Genomic DNA, 14797 nt, shown 5'->3' on the forward strand with positions numbered 1-14797 from the left:
AACCTCACCTGCCTTTTAGTTACAAATTTCCTTTATTTCTCTCACTTATGGCATAATCTACAGCCCTCGCTGTAAACGCCATATAGGTAAGCGAAGGGTTTTGCGTAGAAGTGGAAGTCATCATGGCTCCGTCAGTCACAAAAACGTTTTTGCACTCATGCAGCTGATTGTATTTGTTCAATAAAGACGTTTTGGGGTCTTTCCCCATTCTTACACCGCCCATTTCGTGAATGTCAAGTCCCGGAGCTTGTTTTGAGTCAGAGGCTCTTACATCTGTAAAGCCTGCTTTTTCGAACATTTCAACGGTGTTATCGATATAGTCTTTGACCATTTTTTCATCGTTATCATCGTAATCCAAATTGAAATGAATCAGTGGAATGCCCCATTCGTCAGTTTTTGAGGAGTCAAGGGTCAGTTGACTTTTCTCTTTTGGTATGGTTTCTCCCATCATATGTGAGCCCACATACCACGAGCCTAATTCTCGATTGAAAAGGTTATTTTTCAATTCCTCACCCACTCCATCGGTACTAAAACTTTCTCCACGACCTGTTGAGAAACCCGCTGCATATCCACGTATAAAATCGGTCTCTTGCTCATAAAGGTTACGCCATCTCGGCATATAACTGCCTCCAACTCGGCGACCATCGGTAGTTTTATCCAAAAAGCCTTCATAACGCCCGCTCACACGGGCACGGTAGTTATGGAAAGCAATGTATTTGCCCATCAGTTCATTATCGTTTCCAATTCCGTTGGGGAAGCGGCTCGATTTACTATTTAAAAGCAAGGCCGTGGTGTTCATGGCTGCAGCATTCACAAAGATGATATCGGCGAAGAAGTCAATTTCCTCCTTGCTGATTCTGTCAATTACTTTTACGCCCGTAGCCTTCCCTTTTTTCTCATCGTAAATGATAGAATGAACTACAGAATCAGGTCTAAGTATACAGTTTCCGGTATTTAACGCCCACGGAATTGTAGATGAGTTACTGCTAAAATACCCGCCAAAAGGGCAGCCCCTTTGACAAAGGTTTCGGTGCATGCATTTTCCACGACCTTGTTGAAGGTGAATGTCCTGTGGTTCGGTTATATGAGCCTTGCGGGCAATGATCGCCCTGCGGTTTTGATAGTTTTTCTGAAGGAAACCATCAAAATATTCTTCAACGCAACTCTGCTCAAAAGGAGGCAAGAATTCACCATCAGGAAGCTGGGGCAAACCATCGCGGTTTCCGGTAATACCCGCAAACTTCTCAACATAGCTATACCATGGAGCAATCTCGTCATAGGTTACCGGCCATTCCACCGCAAAACCATCACGTGCTGGTCCATCAAAATCAAGCTGACTCCAGCGTTGGGTTTCACGAGCCCATAGTAATGACTTTCCACCAACCTGATAGCCTCTGATCCAGTCGAAAGGCTTATCCTGAACGTAAGGGTGCTCTTTGTCCTTAACTACAAAATGCTTGGCATCTTCATTAAAAATATAGCATTTCGAGGCTATCGGATTTTCTTCCCTTTCTTTGAGCGGTAGTCGAAGTCCGTGTTCAAACTCCCAGGGCATCATCGCCGTAGTGGGGTAATCAATATTGTGTTTGACATCTGGTCCTCGCTCAAGTATCAGTGTTTTTAAGCCTTTTTCAGAAAGCTCTTTGGCCGCCCAACCACCACTGATGCCCGATCCGATAACAATGGCGTCAAACTTCCTTTTTTTTGTTGATTTATCTTTATTGGTCATTGGTTCAATAAGGTTTTAGGTTAAGCATCTATGCAGCCGTGCCCGTAGCCAGGAGCGTACTGATAACCGGCTTTTTCTATCATATACCATTCAGATCCGGTATAACCCTGTACAGTGTATCTTTTTATGATGTTGAAGAACTTTTGAACTTCAGTATCCTCTAGTTCCTTCAAGCATTCTGCTCGTCCTTTTGGAGAAAGTTCATCAAAATTGTATTGATACTTTTTTTCAACATAGGTGTCAAAACCAGCAAGTTGATTATAGAAGAATTTCTGTTCTTCTTCGGTATGCATGGTATTGATCATTGCCTTTACGAAATTCTCAATACCCAATTCAAGGGCACCTGGAGTATCTGTTTTAGGAATGAGTATGTCAATAATTTGCCTCAACATCGCTTCATCAGCTTTTTTCAAAGCGGGAGATGCAGGCAATGATTTTTCGGTCCAGCTAACGGCCCAAGCAGGCAAAGCAACAGTTGCTGCGGCACCAAGACCAAGATTTTTTAACAAACTTCTTCTATTCATTTTTCAATAGGTTTAATGAAGTGGGTGGTAAATTTAGAAAGAAATGAGTCGAAAAATAGTGGCAAGAGAGATTATAGCCCAATTTACCAGATAGGTAGATCAAATAAGTGGATGTAGAATTGCAGGTATGTCCGGTTTTCTTTTCCTAATTTCAGGCAAATTTTAAACGAAAGCATGAAGCCAAACCTGATTAAAAAGCTCTGGAAAGAAGATTTAACCGCCGGCAATGCCTGGATTTCAAATTCAGATAGCTGGACGGCCGAGCTGATAGCCCATCAGGGTTTTGATGCCATGACTATTGACGCTCAGCACGGTCATGCCAAAGATTTTGAAACCGTTCTTCGTATTTTTCAGGCTATGTCAGCCACTGAAACGATGCCATTTGTGCGAGTGCCTTGGAATGATCCAGCTTATATCATGAGCATGCTGGATGCGGGAGCAATGGGCATCATTTGCCCGATGATCAATGACCGTGCGGATACTGAAAAGTTTGTAGGTGCCTGCCGATATCCGCAAGAAGGTTACCGGAGTTATGGACCGCTGAGAGCCCGAGCTATTCATGAAGGTTATTTTGAGCAGGCCAACGAGCAAATCGTGACCATGGCAATGATAGAAACACCGGATGCATTTAAAAACATTGAGGATATAGCCCAAACGCCTACACTTGACGGCCTTTTTCTCGGCCCATGGGATTTGAGCATTTCAATGGGTCACCCCAAAGTGGCTGATTTCGAAAGCAACGAAATGAAGAATGTTTTTGACACCATTCTCAATACCTGTGCAAAGAATAGCCTGAAAGCCGGAGTCCATTGCGGCAGTGCTGAAGACGCTAAAATGTTCTCTGAAATGGGTTTCAGGCTGGTGACGGTCTATAACGATGCCAAGGCAATTATTTCAGGGGCGAAAGAGAGTTTAAAAACTTTTAGGGGATGATGTTTTCAAAAACCAAAACCCCTCAATGCATTCACAAAAAGGGATTTTGATCAATTTGATGTAAATTTTACAGCATCATTTTCTTCCCACCAGCCTTGGCTGACTCATAAATCGCCATCATGATTTTTATATCTTTTAATCCTTCCAAACCTGAAATATGATCTGGTAAAGGGTCTTTACTCAAAAACATCGGACCCATTCCATTCATTTGGTAGGTTTGATGGTGTACAACGGGTAAATCCATCGGGCCTTTTGAGGTTTTGCCTTTTAAGGGACCATAACTAAAGGCCGGGCCCATCTCAAACCAACCTTGGTCTCCGTAGCATTCCAACTTCTCTACATTGGTATTGTAGCTGGTAAAGCCTGTGAAAACGGTGCCATCCGGGAACTCCATATGCCAGCTGACAGACTCTTCAACCTCGTCAAAATAATCAGGCCGGGTAATCGGACCAAAATGAGCAATGACTGAGGTTGGTTCCATCGCTTTTACATACCGGGCAGCATTAATGCTATAAATGCCAACGTCCATCAGCGGTCCTCCACCAGCCAATTTTCCATCAAGACGCCACATGTTTGGATTACCGGCACGCCAGCCAAACATGCTGTTGATATAGTTGATTTCACCAAAGGTTTTTTCCCTGCCAAAACGCATGGCCTCTTTATTGAAAGGCTCAAAATGACAGCGATAGCCCACTGCTAGTTTGACATTACTGTCTTTACAGGCTTTGATCATGGCTTCACATTCTGCCACCGAGTTAGCCATAGGCTTTTCGGTGATCACATGCTTGCCGGCTTTGGCTGCTTTGATGGCGTATTCGGCGTGCATGCCATTGGGCAAACAGACATAAACCACGTCTATATCAGAGCAGTTTTTGAGCTTGTCGTAATTCTCATAATTGAGAATGTTTTCATCCTTCAGATTGTACTTTTCTTTGAACTCCGGGATTTTAGAGGGCGTACCGGTTACAATTCCGGTTAGCTGCCAGTAAGGAGAAGCGTCAATGGCGGGCAGGATTTGTTTTGTGGCATAATAGCCGAGCCCAACAAGGGCTATTCCGATTTTTTTGCCTTCATATTTCGGTGGCTTTTCTGAAAAAGGGATAGAGGAAAAAACGGGGAGAGCAAGACTGCCAAGGCCCATTTTTTTGATAAATTCTCTTCTGTTTTCTGAGCTTTTCATTGCAGGTTAAGCTTGTATTAAGGTTGAACGTTGACCCAAATTAGTGAAATTATTCTCCTATTTTTGACCATCATTCTTTTAATAGACCAAATCTCGAATTTTATATGAAATCACTTTTAGTTTATTGCGGAGCTAATCCCGGCCACGATCCACTGTATAATGAAACGGCCGTTAAACTAGGAGAGGAAATGGTAAAACGTGGCATGCGTCTGATTTATGGTGGTGGCAGCCTGGGTCTAATGGGTACGATAGCCGATACGGTATTAAAAAATGGGGGAGAGGTAGTAGGCATTATTCCCTCCTTTCTCGACAAAATGGAAGTTGGTCATCCAAACCTGACTGAAATTCATGTGGTAGAAACCATGCATGAACGAAAGGCTCTGATGGAAAAAATGTGTGATGGAATAGTCACAATGCCTGGTGGTTTTGGAAGTATGGACGAGCTTTTTGAAATTCTGAGCTGGTCGCAATTAGGTTTGCACAAAAAACCAGTAGGCCTTCTAAATGTTAAAGGCTTTTATGACCTTATGATCAAACAGCTTGATCACATGGTGACGGAAGGCTTTTTGAAACAACCGAACCGTGACATCCTTCAAGTCTCCGGTTCGATTGATCATTTATTTCAGCTAATGGACGAATACGTACCTCAGCCTGCTTTCAAATGGCTTGAGCGAGATCAGATTTAGTAATCGCTGCAATCAAAACTATTTTCAAATTCTTCATATGACTCTCTGTCAGCGGTAGCCAGTGTAGTACAGCTTTGATAGAGATCCTGAATTGATTTTTTGACAGCTTCACAATTGCCTCTTGTTTCATTATTAAAAAAGTCACTAAAGCTCTCTGAATATCTAACAGAGGCAGCAGCACAGTTTAACGGGCCGGCTTTTTTTCTACATGAGGCAAAAACAAGAACAATAGCGGCTACGGAAAGGAGTAATTTTAGTTTCATTTGATTTACACAGATATGATTATAAATCAAATTTAAAAGGCATCATTTCCGAAAGCCAAAATATGCAAAAGGTTTTATTTTACGGCTTTAAGACTTAAATCAAGGCTTTTTACCGAGTGAGTGAGGTAGCCCATAGAGACGTAATCAACTCCACAATCAGCATATGAACGAACTGTCTCGGGAGTAATGCCGCCGGAAGACTCCACTGGGAAACGACCATCAATAATTTGAAGAGCTTCACGAGTAAGATCATAATCAAAATTGTCAAGCATAATTCTAACTACTCCTCCGACTTCTAAGACCTGATTGAGCTCGTCAAGGTTTCTGACTTCAATTTCTATAGGTAATTCCCGCCCGGTTTCAATGAGATATTTTTGAGCAGCATTGAGAGCATTTTTGATGCCACCGGCATAGTCGACATGGTTGTCTTTGATCAGAATCATGTCATATAAACCTGTGCGGTGATTAACCCCGCCTCCGATTTTTACAGCCCATTTTTCTGGTAATCGAAAGTTTGGGGTTGTTTTTCGGGTGTCCAGCACCTTGCATTTGGTTCCTTCCAATTTATTGACAATTTCGCGGGTGGTGGTGGCAATTCCACTCATACGTTGCATGCAATTCAAGACCAATCGCTCTGCTGTTAAAATCGACTGATCTTTCCCGCTGACATAGAAGGCGATATCACCATATTTTATATCGTCACCATCATTCATAAGCACTTCCATTTCCAGCGTTGGATCAACTTCCCGGAAAATGGCTTTTGCCAACTCGACACCGGCTAAAACTCCATCATCTTTAACAATTAAACGGGCTTTACCTTTAGCTTCTGCAGGGATAGTGGAAAGCGAAGTATGATCACCATCGCCTACATCTTCTTTCAGTGCGGCCTGAATAAATGCTCTAACATCTGCTTCTTTGATTTCCATTTTTGTGGGTTTATGAATTGCATTGCAAATAGGCTAAAAAACCTTTGCATGGCAATCATTTTAAAGGGCTATTCGATAGTTTTGTTTTATGAAGAATAGTTATCCGCTTTACTCGCATGAATATTTTATGGCCAAAGCTCTGGACCTGGCACAACAGGCCATGGAAGAGGGGGAAGTGCCTGTGGGAGCCATCGTTGTTACCGATAATAATCAGATCATAGGTAAAGGGTATAACCAGACTGAGCGACTCAATGATGTAACTGCTCATGCAGAAATGCTGGCGATAACGGCCGCGGCGAATCACCTGGATGCGAAATATTTAAGAGATTGCAGGCTTTACATTACACTCGAGCCTTGTGTGATGTGTGCAGGGGCTATCGCCTGGAGTCAGGTAGATCAGATCATCTTTGGTGCGGCTGATCAGAAACGCGGGTATCAGAGGTTTTCTGATCAGATCATTCATCATCAAAAAGAGGTGATTTCAGGTGTGCTGGCTTCGGAAAGCGAGGTCTTGCTCAAAGAATTTTTCGGGAAATTGCGAACATAAATGCGAAAGAGCCTGTTTATTAGGCACAACAGATTTTTGAACACTTAAACTCTTTTAAATATGGCTTTTGAATTACCGGCACTACCCTTTGCCAATGACGCACTAGAACCTCATTTTGATGCAATGACCATGGAAATTCACCATGATCGTCACCATAATGGTTATGTTACAAACCTGAACAACGCGATTGCAGGTACTGATCTGGAGGGCAAATCAATTGAGGAAATCATGAAGGTAGCTGGTAAAAGCGGAGCTGCTGTAAGAAATAACGGAGGTGGTCATTATAACCACTCTCTCTTCTGGTCGATTCTGGCTCCGCAAGGTGTCGGCGGAAATCTTTCAGGGCCGTTAAAAGAAGCAATCATTTCTACTTTTGGTTCTGTAGACGAGTTCAAAGCAGAATTCAAGAAAGCTGCTGCCACGCGTTTCGGATCAGGCTGGGCATGGTTAGGTGTTAAAGCTGACGGCTCACTTTGTGTGTGCTCTTCTCCAAACCAGGATAATCCACTTATGGATGTAGCTGAGTGCCCATGTACCCCGATTTTAGGATTGGACGTATGGGAGCATGCATACTACCTGAAATACCAAAACAAGCGTCCTGATTATATCGATGCTTTCTGGAGCGTTGTAAACTGGAACGCCGTAGAAGAGCGTTACGCTGCTGCAAAAGGATAATTTTCGATGATGATTATATTTGAAAGGCCCGGTTGAGAGACCGGGTTTTTTTGTGCCCTTCGTTGCATTTTAAAATTTCCTTTCTACTTTTACGCCATGATTTTAACAAGCAGAGCAAACAATTGGTGGTGGAGTTCTTCTCAGGGGAGTTGAACAGACCATGCTTTGCTTTAACAATATTGCGGCTTGCTGTTCAACACAGCAGGCCGTTTTTTTTTGACCCTCTCCGTACGACCTGCCTGAATGACATCGGAGAGACAAAAACAAAAGATAAGAAATGTACAAGATTAAGACAAGATCAAAACGCCTGCTGGCTGATACGCTGACTCCGGTGAGTATTTTCCTCCGACTGAGGGATCAATACAAATACTCGGTGATTCTGGAAAGTGCTGATTACCATGCGATGCAAAACAGCTTCAGCTATATCGCCTGCGACCCCATAGCCAGTATTGTGATTGATAACGGCGAGGTAAAAACAGAATACCCCGACGGTACATCAGAAGAATTCAGGCTGGAGAATCGTAAAGACGCTGTAAAAACCTTACGTGATTTTGCAGCGAAATTTGAGCCGGAGGCCACTGAGCATGGTTTTATTACCAACGGACTTTTCGGGCATATGACCTATGATTCTGTTGAGTATTTTGAAGATATTGAAATTCAGGAGAAATCAGAGGAAACGGCTATTCCATCCTTGATCTACCGGGTTTACCGTTATGTGGTGGCCGTCAATCATTTCAAAGATGAACTGCATATACTGGAGCATTCTTATTTCAAAAAAGGTCAGGAGGTAAAACCTGTGGAGAATGGATTAGAGACTATCGAGCTCTTTGTGAACACACCAAAACTAAGTCACCGGCAGTTTAAGGCGACTAGTGAAGAGCAGAGCAACCTGAATGATGAAGAAATGCGGGAGATTATAGAAACCTGCAAAAAGCACTGTCATCGAGGAGACGTTTTTCAAATTGTGCCTTCAAGAAGATTCTCAAAGACTTTTGAGGGAGATGACTTCAATGTTTACCGTGCTTTGCGAAGTATCAATCCTTCTCCATATCTGTTTTATTTTGATGGTGGTGACTACCACATTTTCGGTTCTTCACCAGAGAAACAGATTCATATTCAGGATGATATGGCGGAGATTCATCCAATCGCAGGTACCTTCAGAAGAAGTGGAGATGACGAACGAGATGCCGAACTGGCCAAACAATTGGATGCTGACCCGAAAGAATCTGCCGAGCATGTGATGCTGGTAGATCTGGCCCGAAATGACCTGAGCAGAAGTTCTGACAAAGTAAAAGTGGAGGTTTTTAAGGAAGTCCAGTTTTATAGTCATGTGATACACTTAGTTTCTAAAGTAACCGGAAGAATGACTCCGGGTACAAACCCTCTGCAGCTGGTAGCTGATACTTTCCCGGCCGGTACGCTCTCGGGTGCTCCAAAACATATGGCCATGAGCATTATTAACAGGTTAGAACCGACCAACAGAAGCATTTATGGAGGTGCCATCGGGTTTATGGATTTCAAGGGAAACTTTAACCATGCGATTGCCATTCGAACGTTTTTGAGCAAAAATAATACGCTGTTTTATCAGGCCGGGATGGGTGTGGTTGACAAGTCAAATACTGAAAGCGAGATGGCTGAAGTAGGTAATAAGCTGGGAGCTTTAAGAGACGCCATGAAACGGGCGGAGGAGTTATAAAAAGTTTAGATTTATACCCTAAAAAGAAACTCATTATGACACCCTTACTCAAAAAGCTCAATTTTAAAAACCAGAAGTCGATTTTGATCCTTAATGCTCCGGAAGAATATCCGGAAACAATGGCTGACTTTAAGGCTTTTATCGAGGAGAAGTTTGAGATGGGGACTGAGCCAATTGAATTTGTTCTTGCATTTTGTACAAAACTGGAGGAGATTGAAAAGTTTGCTCCTGCCATTGAAAAACAATTGGTAGAGGACGGACTTTTTTGGTTTGCATACCCAAAAGGAAGCTCGAAAAAATATAAGTGTGAGTTTAACCGGGATAATGGCTGGGCTGCTTTAGGTAAAATGGGTTATGAGCCGGTGAGAATGGTAGCGGTGGATGAAGATTGGTCAGCTCTACGGTTCAGGAAAGTCAAAAACATTAAAACCATGACCAGAAATGAGGGAATGGTCCTTTCAAAAGAAGGAAAAGAAAGATTGAAAAAGAAATAGAAGCCTGTGGGCTTAAAATAGATTGAAATGAAAATACTCGTCTTAGATAATTACGACTCCTTTGTTTACAACCTGGTTTACATCCTCAAAGATTTGGGCGGAAACGTGGATGTTTTCAGAAATGATAAGATAGCTGTGGAAGATGTCAAAAAGTATGACAAAATTCTTCTTTCACCGGGTCCGGGAATTCCTGAAGAGGCCGGTATCATGATGGATTTGCTAGCCGAATACAAAACCTCAAAGTCTATTTTTGGAGTGTGTCTGGGCCACCAGGCGATAGGAGAGGCTTTTGGCAGTAAATTAGATAATATGGGCGAGGTATTGCATGGAGTAACCACCCCTTGTGAAGTGCTTGATGAAAATGAAGTCCTCTTTAAAGGCCTCCCAAAACGTTTTGAGGTATGTCGTTATCACAGCTGGACAGTTCTGCCGGAAACCATGCCTTCTGACTTAAAAGTGACGGCTAAAGATGAAAACGACTTTGTACTGGCTGAGGCCCATCAGAAATATGATGTCAGAGGCGTTCAGTTTCACCCCGAGGCCTATTTGACGGAGCATGGGGTGAAGATGGTGGAGAATTGGATGAGGAGTTAAGCATTTTTAAATTTACACTCAGCAAAACCCCAGACAAAAACCGACTATGAAAACCTACCTTGACCAACTCATTCAAAACCAATCTTTAACCAAAGAAGAAGCTTTCACGGCGTTATCAAAAATAGCAGCCGGAGAAGTCAATACTTCTCAAATCGCGGCCTTTCTGATGGGTATTCAACAAAAGGGTATTACGGCCATTGAGCTGGAGGGTTTTCGTGAAGCAATGTTGGAAGTCGCAGTGAAAATTGATCTTTCTGAGTTTGATGCTATGGATGTTTGTGGTACCGGTGGTGATGGCAAAGATACTTTCAACATCTCTACTACTTCGGCCTTCATTGTAGCCGGAGCGGGTCAAAAGGTAGCTAAACATGGTAATCATGGTGTGAGCAGCTCAGTGGGCAGCAGTACAGTGCTGGAACATTTGGGAATAAAGTTTACCAATGATACAGATTACCTGAAAAAGAAGCTGGAAACGGCTGGAATCTGCTATTTGCATGCCCCACTTTTTCACCCGGCGATGCGGCATGTTGGACCAGTAAGAAAAGAATTGGGCATGAAAACCTTCTTTAACATGCTGGGGCCACTTCTGAATCCTGCTGAAGTCAAAAAGCAGATTTCAGGAGTTTATGATTTGTGTGTTTTTGAGTTATATGAGCAGGTCTTTCGAAAATTGGGTGGTCGCTTTGGGGTCGTCTTTGACCTGGCAGTTTATGATGAAATCTCATTGACCGGCGACTTCATGTTTTCTTCGCATTTTCCTTCGGCTGATGAGGGTGAGTTGTTTTCGCCATCTGCTTTTGGCCTGGAAGCCATTAAACCTGAAGAAATTTACGGTGGAGGCTCACTTGAGGAGTCAGCTCAAATCATGAAAAATATATTGGCGAACAAAGGAACTATGGCACAAACGAACGTGGTACTTGCCAATGCAGCCATGGCTTTGGGCGTTGCTCGTAACATCCCTATAAAAAAGGCTTTTGCACAAGCAAAGGAATCGCTGGAGAGCGGTAAGGCACTGAAAGCTTTACAGTTACTGGCTGATTGAAACTTATTTTAAGGTTTTAGAATAGCTATTCTTCGGTTTAATTTTATCTCAAAATTTACACCATGAAGAAGTTGATTCCACTAATGGCCGTGCTGGTTGTAATAGTAGCCTGTAAGGACAAAAAGCAAGACCTTTCTCCTGAGACTAGTTTGGTTTCCAAAATCACCTCAGCGAGAGGAGAGTGGAATTTTTTCTATGATGCAGATCTAAAAATGCATGAAGCCACCTATTCTTACTCAACATACACAGATAAGATTGACTTCTTTTATAATGATGAGGGACAGGTAGATTCTTCGACCACTTTTGCAGTAGGTTACCCCGACGAATTCAGCAGCAGGACGTTTTTATACAATGAAGCAGGAGATCTGATTCGCTATATCTTTTCTTTTTACCGGAATAACCAGATGATCAATGCCGATACCAGTGACATTTCTCTTACAGAGGAAGGTCTCTTAAGAATTCATAAACCCGGGGCAGAATGGGGACATACCTGGTTCAGGTATGAAGGTGGTAACGTTAAGAACAGTATTTGTTTTGATTGTTCTACTTCTGATTTTGACTACACTTATATAAAGGAAGAGAGTTTTTTACCCAAAAAGTTGAGAAAATATTGGAACATCTATACAGGCAGAAAACCAATTGATTTTCTGTCATTTCTTGAATTGGGCTCTGAGAATTTATTGAAAGATTATTTCGGCTTTGGACCTAATATAGTTCCTGTGGCACTTCAAAATCAGTATGAATTTGAGCCTCAGTCAGGGAATATTATGAATGTAAAGACTATTCTTACTGAGAGGCCCGGATACGTCGTCCCGTATGGAAGGAAGGCCGGTGATGTTTGGTCTGTTTACGAAATAGCCTATTCAGAATTTTAAACCGAAGGCCTCGCCGCCGCCATTCCGAAACATATCAGGCTAATGGCCAGCAGATAATGATAGGCATCTATGGAGTTGTCAAGATCTGTCACAAACTCATTTCTGAAGGTGGCCAGTGCGGCAAAAAGTACAGCAGCCAGTAACCAGATGCCGAGTTTGGTTTGGCCTTTGGTGATACCATAAATGGCAGCAATGGCAACTAAAATCATTGAAACCACCGGAATATGAGAAATAAGGTCTGGCATGATGCCAACCTGAAGAAGAGCGAAAATTATAAAACCAACTCCAAGAACAGACCAACCAATAGTGGAATCCAAAGTGTCGTTTTCCCAAACTTTGAACCAGGAAACCACCGCCAGCCCTAAGGCTCCCACTGTAGCTGCCATATTCTGAAAAAAGTTTGAAACCAGGCCCGCATTATCAATACCGGCAAAACGAGCAGCACCGGCAAAAGCAGCGACAGCTACAGAAAGCACAAAAGCTTCCCAAAGCACTGTTTCCATGAGTGGAAGTTTCAGTAGATAGCGGAAGAAAACAAAAAGGCCGGTGAGGCCTAAAATAAGGTCAGAAATAACGTGAGAAGTCTCCATTCGGATCTGATTATTCAGGGTTAGGAAACCGAATTTAGATAATATTTACCTCGGGCTGAAGGTTTACACCAAAATTTTCAAAGACCGAGGCAATGATCTCCTCGGATAACTTTTTGATTTCTAAACCGGAGCCGTTACCATAATTAACCAGCACCAGTGCCTGATTTTTATGAACACCGATATCACCTCTTCTATAGCCCTTCCATCCAGCTTTTTCAATCATCCATCCGGCAGGTATTTTCACATTTTCGTCGTCTATGGGATAGGATGGCACATTATCATATTTCTCCTGAATTTTTATGAAAAGTGCTTTACTAATAACCGGGTTTTTGAAAAAACTCCCTGAATTTCCAATCTCTTTGGGGTCCGGCAATTTTGATTGCCGGATAGTAATAACGGCCCTACTAACATCTTTAATGGTAGGGTTTGTAATGCCCATATCAGCCAATGTGGTTTGAATAGCTCCGTATTCAATATTTAGTTCAGGTCTCTTTTTCAGCTTGAAAGTAACGTTGACAATAAAGTATTTCCCTTTATGACTATGTTTGAATATGCTTTCACGATAGCCAAAGCCACAGGTTGGATTATCAAATGTTTCAATTGCTCCTGTTTGCCAGTTAAAGGCCTCCAGCGAATCGAAAACATCTTTAATTTCAATTCCGTATGCACCTATATTCTGCATAGGAGCCGCCCCAACGGTTCCCGGGATCAGCGAGAGGTTTTCAACGCCTCCGTAACCCTGATTCACACAATACATTACGAAGTCGTGCCAAACTTCACCTCCACCTACTTTTAGCCAGATATGTTCATCTGTTTCATTGATAGAATGAATGCCTTTGATCTCATTTTTGATGACCATACCATCAAAATCTTGTGTCAAGAGCAAATTGCTTCCACCTCCAAGAACAAGGCTTTGCTTTTCTTCAAAGTCAGGCAAATTGACCAACTCACTGAGATCTTCAACAGATGAAATAGTTGTGAGAAAAGCTGCTGCGGCTTCAAGCCCAAAGGTATTATAGGGCTTTAATGAGGCATTTTTGAGTATCTTTGGCATGCACAGAATAAATTTCGGTGCAATTTACCGAAACCCTTATCATATCCCATGAATATTGTTTTTCTCGATGCCTTCACAAGTAAACCCGAACAACTAGACCTGAGCGAGCTTAAGACTTTGGGTTGCTTTACAAGCTATGACCGTACTCCATACGATCAAACGGTAGAGAGGGCTAAAGATGCAGAAGTGATTCTTACAAACAAGGCAATCTTAGACGAAAAGATAATTAGTCAATTACCTAATTTAAAATACATAGGAGTTACAGCCACAGGTTATAATGTCGTAGATCTTGATGCGGCGAAAAAGCATGGCATTGTAGTAACGAATGCGAAAAACTACAGTTCGATGTCGGTAGCTCAGCATGTATTTGCTATGATTCTCAGGTTTACCAATAGTATTGCTGAGCACAATCAACCCGAAAAATGGGTGAATTCACCTGATTTCTGTTTTTATGATTACACTTTGACAGAGCTCGCCGGAAAAACCATTGGTTTGGTAGGCATAGGTGATATTGGTGAAAAAGTAGCACAGGTAGCTCAGGGCTTTGAAATGAATGTGCTTGTTAATCGAAAATCATCATTACCTCATCCAGTATTTCAAACTGTCGACTTGGATGAGCTTTTAGAAAAGTCTGACTTTGTCAGTTTGCATTGTCCCTTAACTGATGAAAACGAGGGTTTTATGAATGCAAGTGTTTTTGCGAAAATGAAACCTTCCGCAATTTTAATCAATACCGGACGAGGGCCGCTGATCAATGATATTGATCTGAGAGAAGCACTTGAAAAAGAGGTTATTGCGGGAGCAGCCGTGGATGTTGTTTCGGTAGAACCACCTAAAAAAGGGAATCCGCTTTTCGGAGCTAAGAATTTGCTTGTTAGCCCGCATATAGCCTGGGCAACGCTCGAGGCCAGAAGAAGATTATTTAAAATTGTCACTGATAATATCAAAGCCTGGCAAAAAGGTGATCCGATAAATGTGGTGAATTGAAC

General features: G+C 42.4%; 17 protein-coding genes. 10 read left to right on the forward strand and 7 right to left on the reverse strand.

The annotated features are described in order from the left end of the window. Positions 1-19: 19 nt before the first annotated feature. Positions 20-1729 carry a GMC oxidoreductase gene (locus AFM12_RS08845; protein WP_055146804.1) on the reverse strand — a complete coding sequence of 570 codons (1710 nt, stop codon included), beginning with the start codon at positions 1727-1729 and terminating at the stop codon, positions 20-22. A gap of 20 nt (positions 1730-1749) precedes the next feature. Beyond that, positions 1750-2253, reverse strand: coding sequence for a gluconate 2-dehydrogenase subunit 3 family protein (locus AFM12_RS08850; RefSeq protein ID WP_055146807.1), 504 nt, complete (start codon positions 2251-2253; stop codon positions 1750-1752). Between the two features lie 174 nt (positions 2254-2427). Between AFM12_RS08850 and AFM12_RS08855 the strand changes: the two genes are divergently transcribed. Further along, complete coding sequence (locus tag AFM12_RS08855) at positions 2428-3186, forward strand: HpcH/HpaI aldolase family protein (protein WP_055146810.1); 759 nt, start codon at positions 2428-2430, stop codon at positions 3184-3186. A gap of 67 nt (positions 3187-3253) precedes the next feature. Here the strand turns inward: AFM12_RS08855 and AFM12_RS08860 are convergent, their stop codons facing one another. Continuing rightward, the gene (locus tag AFM12_RS08860; protein WP_055146813.1) at positions 3254-4366 is read right to left on the reverse strand and encodes a Gfo/Idh/MocA family protein; all 1113 of its coding nucleotides are present in this window, start codon (positions 4364-4366) and stop codon (positions 3254-3256) included. A 104-nt stretch (positions 4367-4470) separates the two neighbouring features. Here AFM12_RS08860 and AFM12_RS08865 point away from each other — a divergent pair, with 104 nt between their 5' ends. Then, positions 4471-5052, forward strand: a complete 582-nt coding sequence (locus tag AFM12_RS08865) for an LOG family protein (protein WP_055146816.1) — start codon at positions 4471-4473, stop codon at positions 5050-5052. On the opposite strand, the gene AFM12_RS08870 is transcribed toward AFM12_RS08865, so the two are convergent. Next, the gene (locus AFM12_RS08870; protein ID WP_055146819.1) at positions 5049-5315 is read right to left on the reverse strand and encodes a hypothetical protein; all 267 of its coding nucleotides are present in this window, start codon (positions 5313-5315) and stop codon (positions 5049-5051) included. The two genes, AFM12_RS08865 and AFM12_RS08870, sit on opposite strands and share 4 nt — an antisense overlap. 74 nt (positions 5316-5389) lie before the next feature. Then, positions 5390-6241, reverse strand: a complete 852-nt coding sequence (nadC, locus tag AFM12_RS08875; RefSeq protein WP_055146822.1) for a carboxylating nicotinate-nucleotide diphosphorylase — start codon at positions 6239-6241, stop codon at positions 5390-5392. Positions 6242-6329: 88 nt separating this feature from the next. Between nadC and AFM12_RS08880 the strand changes: the two genes are divergently transcribed. From AFM12_RS08880 to AFM12_RS08910, 7 genes are all read left to right on the forward strand, one after another. Then, a complete protein-coding gene (locus AFM12_RS08880) occupies positions 6330-6788 on the forward strand; it encodes a nucleoside deaminase (protein WP_055146825.1) in 459 nt (152 codons plus the stop codon). A gap of 60 nt (positions 6789-6848) precedes the next feature. Beyond that, a complete protein-coding gene (locus AFM12_RS08885; RefSeq protein WP_055146828.1) occupies positions 6849-7463 on the forward strand; it encodes a superoxide dismutase in 615 nt (204 codons plus the stop codon). A 277-nt stretch (positions 7464-7740) separates the two neighbouring features. Further along, entirely contained in the window at positions 7741-9159 is a 1419-nt protein-coding gene (locus AFM12_RS08890) for an anthranilate synthase component I family protein (protein WP_055146831.1), read from the forward strand. Between the two features lie 35 nt (positions 9160-9194). After that, complete coding sequence (locus AFM12_RS08895) at positions 9195-9653, forward strand: hypothetical protein (RefSeq protein ID WP_055146834.1); 459 nt, start codon at positions 9195-9197, stop codon at positions 9651-9653. A 27-nt stretch (positions 9654-9680) separates the two neighbouring features. Next, entirely contained in the window at positions 9681-10247 is a 567-nt protein-coding gene (locus AFM12_RS08900; RefSeq protein WP_055146837.1) for an anthranilate synthase component II, read from the forward strand. 46 nt (positions 10248-10293) lie between these two features. Next, the gene (gene trpD / locus AFM12_RS08905) at positions 10294-11289 is read left to right on the forward strand and encodes an anthranilate phosphoribosyltransferase (RefSeq protein ID WP_055146840.1); all 996 of its coding nucleotides are present in this window, start codon (positions 10294-10296) and stop codon (positions 11287-11289) included. Between the two features lie 62 nt (positions 11290-11351). Next, a complete protein-coding gene (locus AFM12_RS08910) occupies positions 11352-12164 on the forward strand; it encodes a hypothetical protein (RefSeq protein ID WP_055146844.1) in 813 nt (270 codons plus the stop codon). Here the strand turns inward: AFM12_RS08910 and AFM12_RS08915 are convergent. After that, on the reverse strand, positions 12161-12754 hold the full coding sequence (locus tag AFM12_RS08915; protein ID WP_055146847.1) for a DUF6962 family protein: 594 nt from the start codon (positions 12752-12754) through the stop codon (positions 12161-12163). The two genes, AFM12_RS08910 and AFM12_RS08915, sit on opposite strands and share 4 nt — an antisense overlap. 34 nt (positions 12755-12788) lie before the next feature. Further along, positions 12789-13808 (reverse strand): UDP-N-acetylmuramate dehydrogenase, encoded by a 1020-nt coding sequence (gene murB, locus AFM12_RS08920; RefSeq protein ID WP_055146850.1) that lies wholly within the window; start codon positions 13806-13808, stop codon positions 12789-12791. Positions 13809-13856: 48 nt separating this feature from the next. Here murB and AFM12_RS08925 point away from each other — a divergent pair, with 48 nt between their 5' ends. Next, the gene (locus tag AFM12_RS08925; protein WP_055146853.1) at positions 13857-14795 is read left to right on the forward strand and encodes a D-2-hydroxyacid dehydrogenase; all 939 of its coding nucleotides are present in this window, start codon (positions 13857-13859) and stop codon (positions 14793-14795) included. The last annotated feature ends 2 nt before the right edge of the window (positions 14796-14797 follow it).

It is taken from the genome of Jiulongibacter sediminis, from assembly GCF_001306455.1.
In the GTDB taxonomy this organism is placed as follows: domain Bacteria; phylum Bacteroidota; class Bacteroidia; order Cytophagales; family Spirosomataceae; genus Jiulongibacter; species Jiulongibacter sediminis.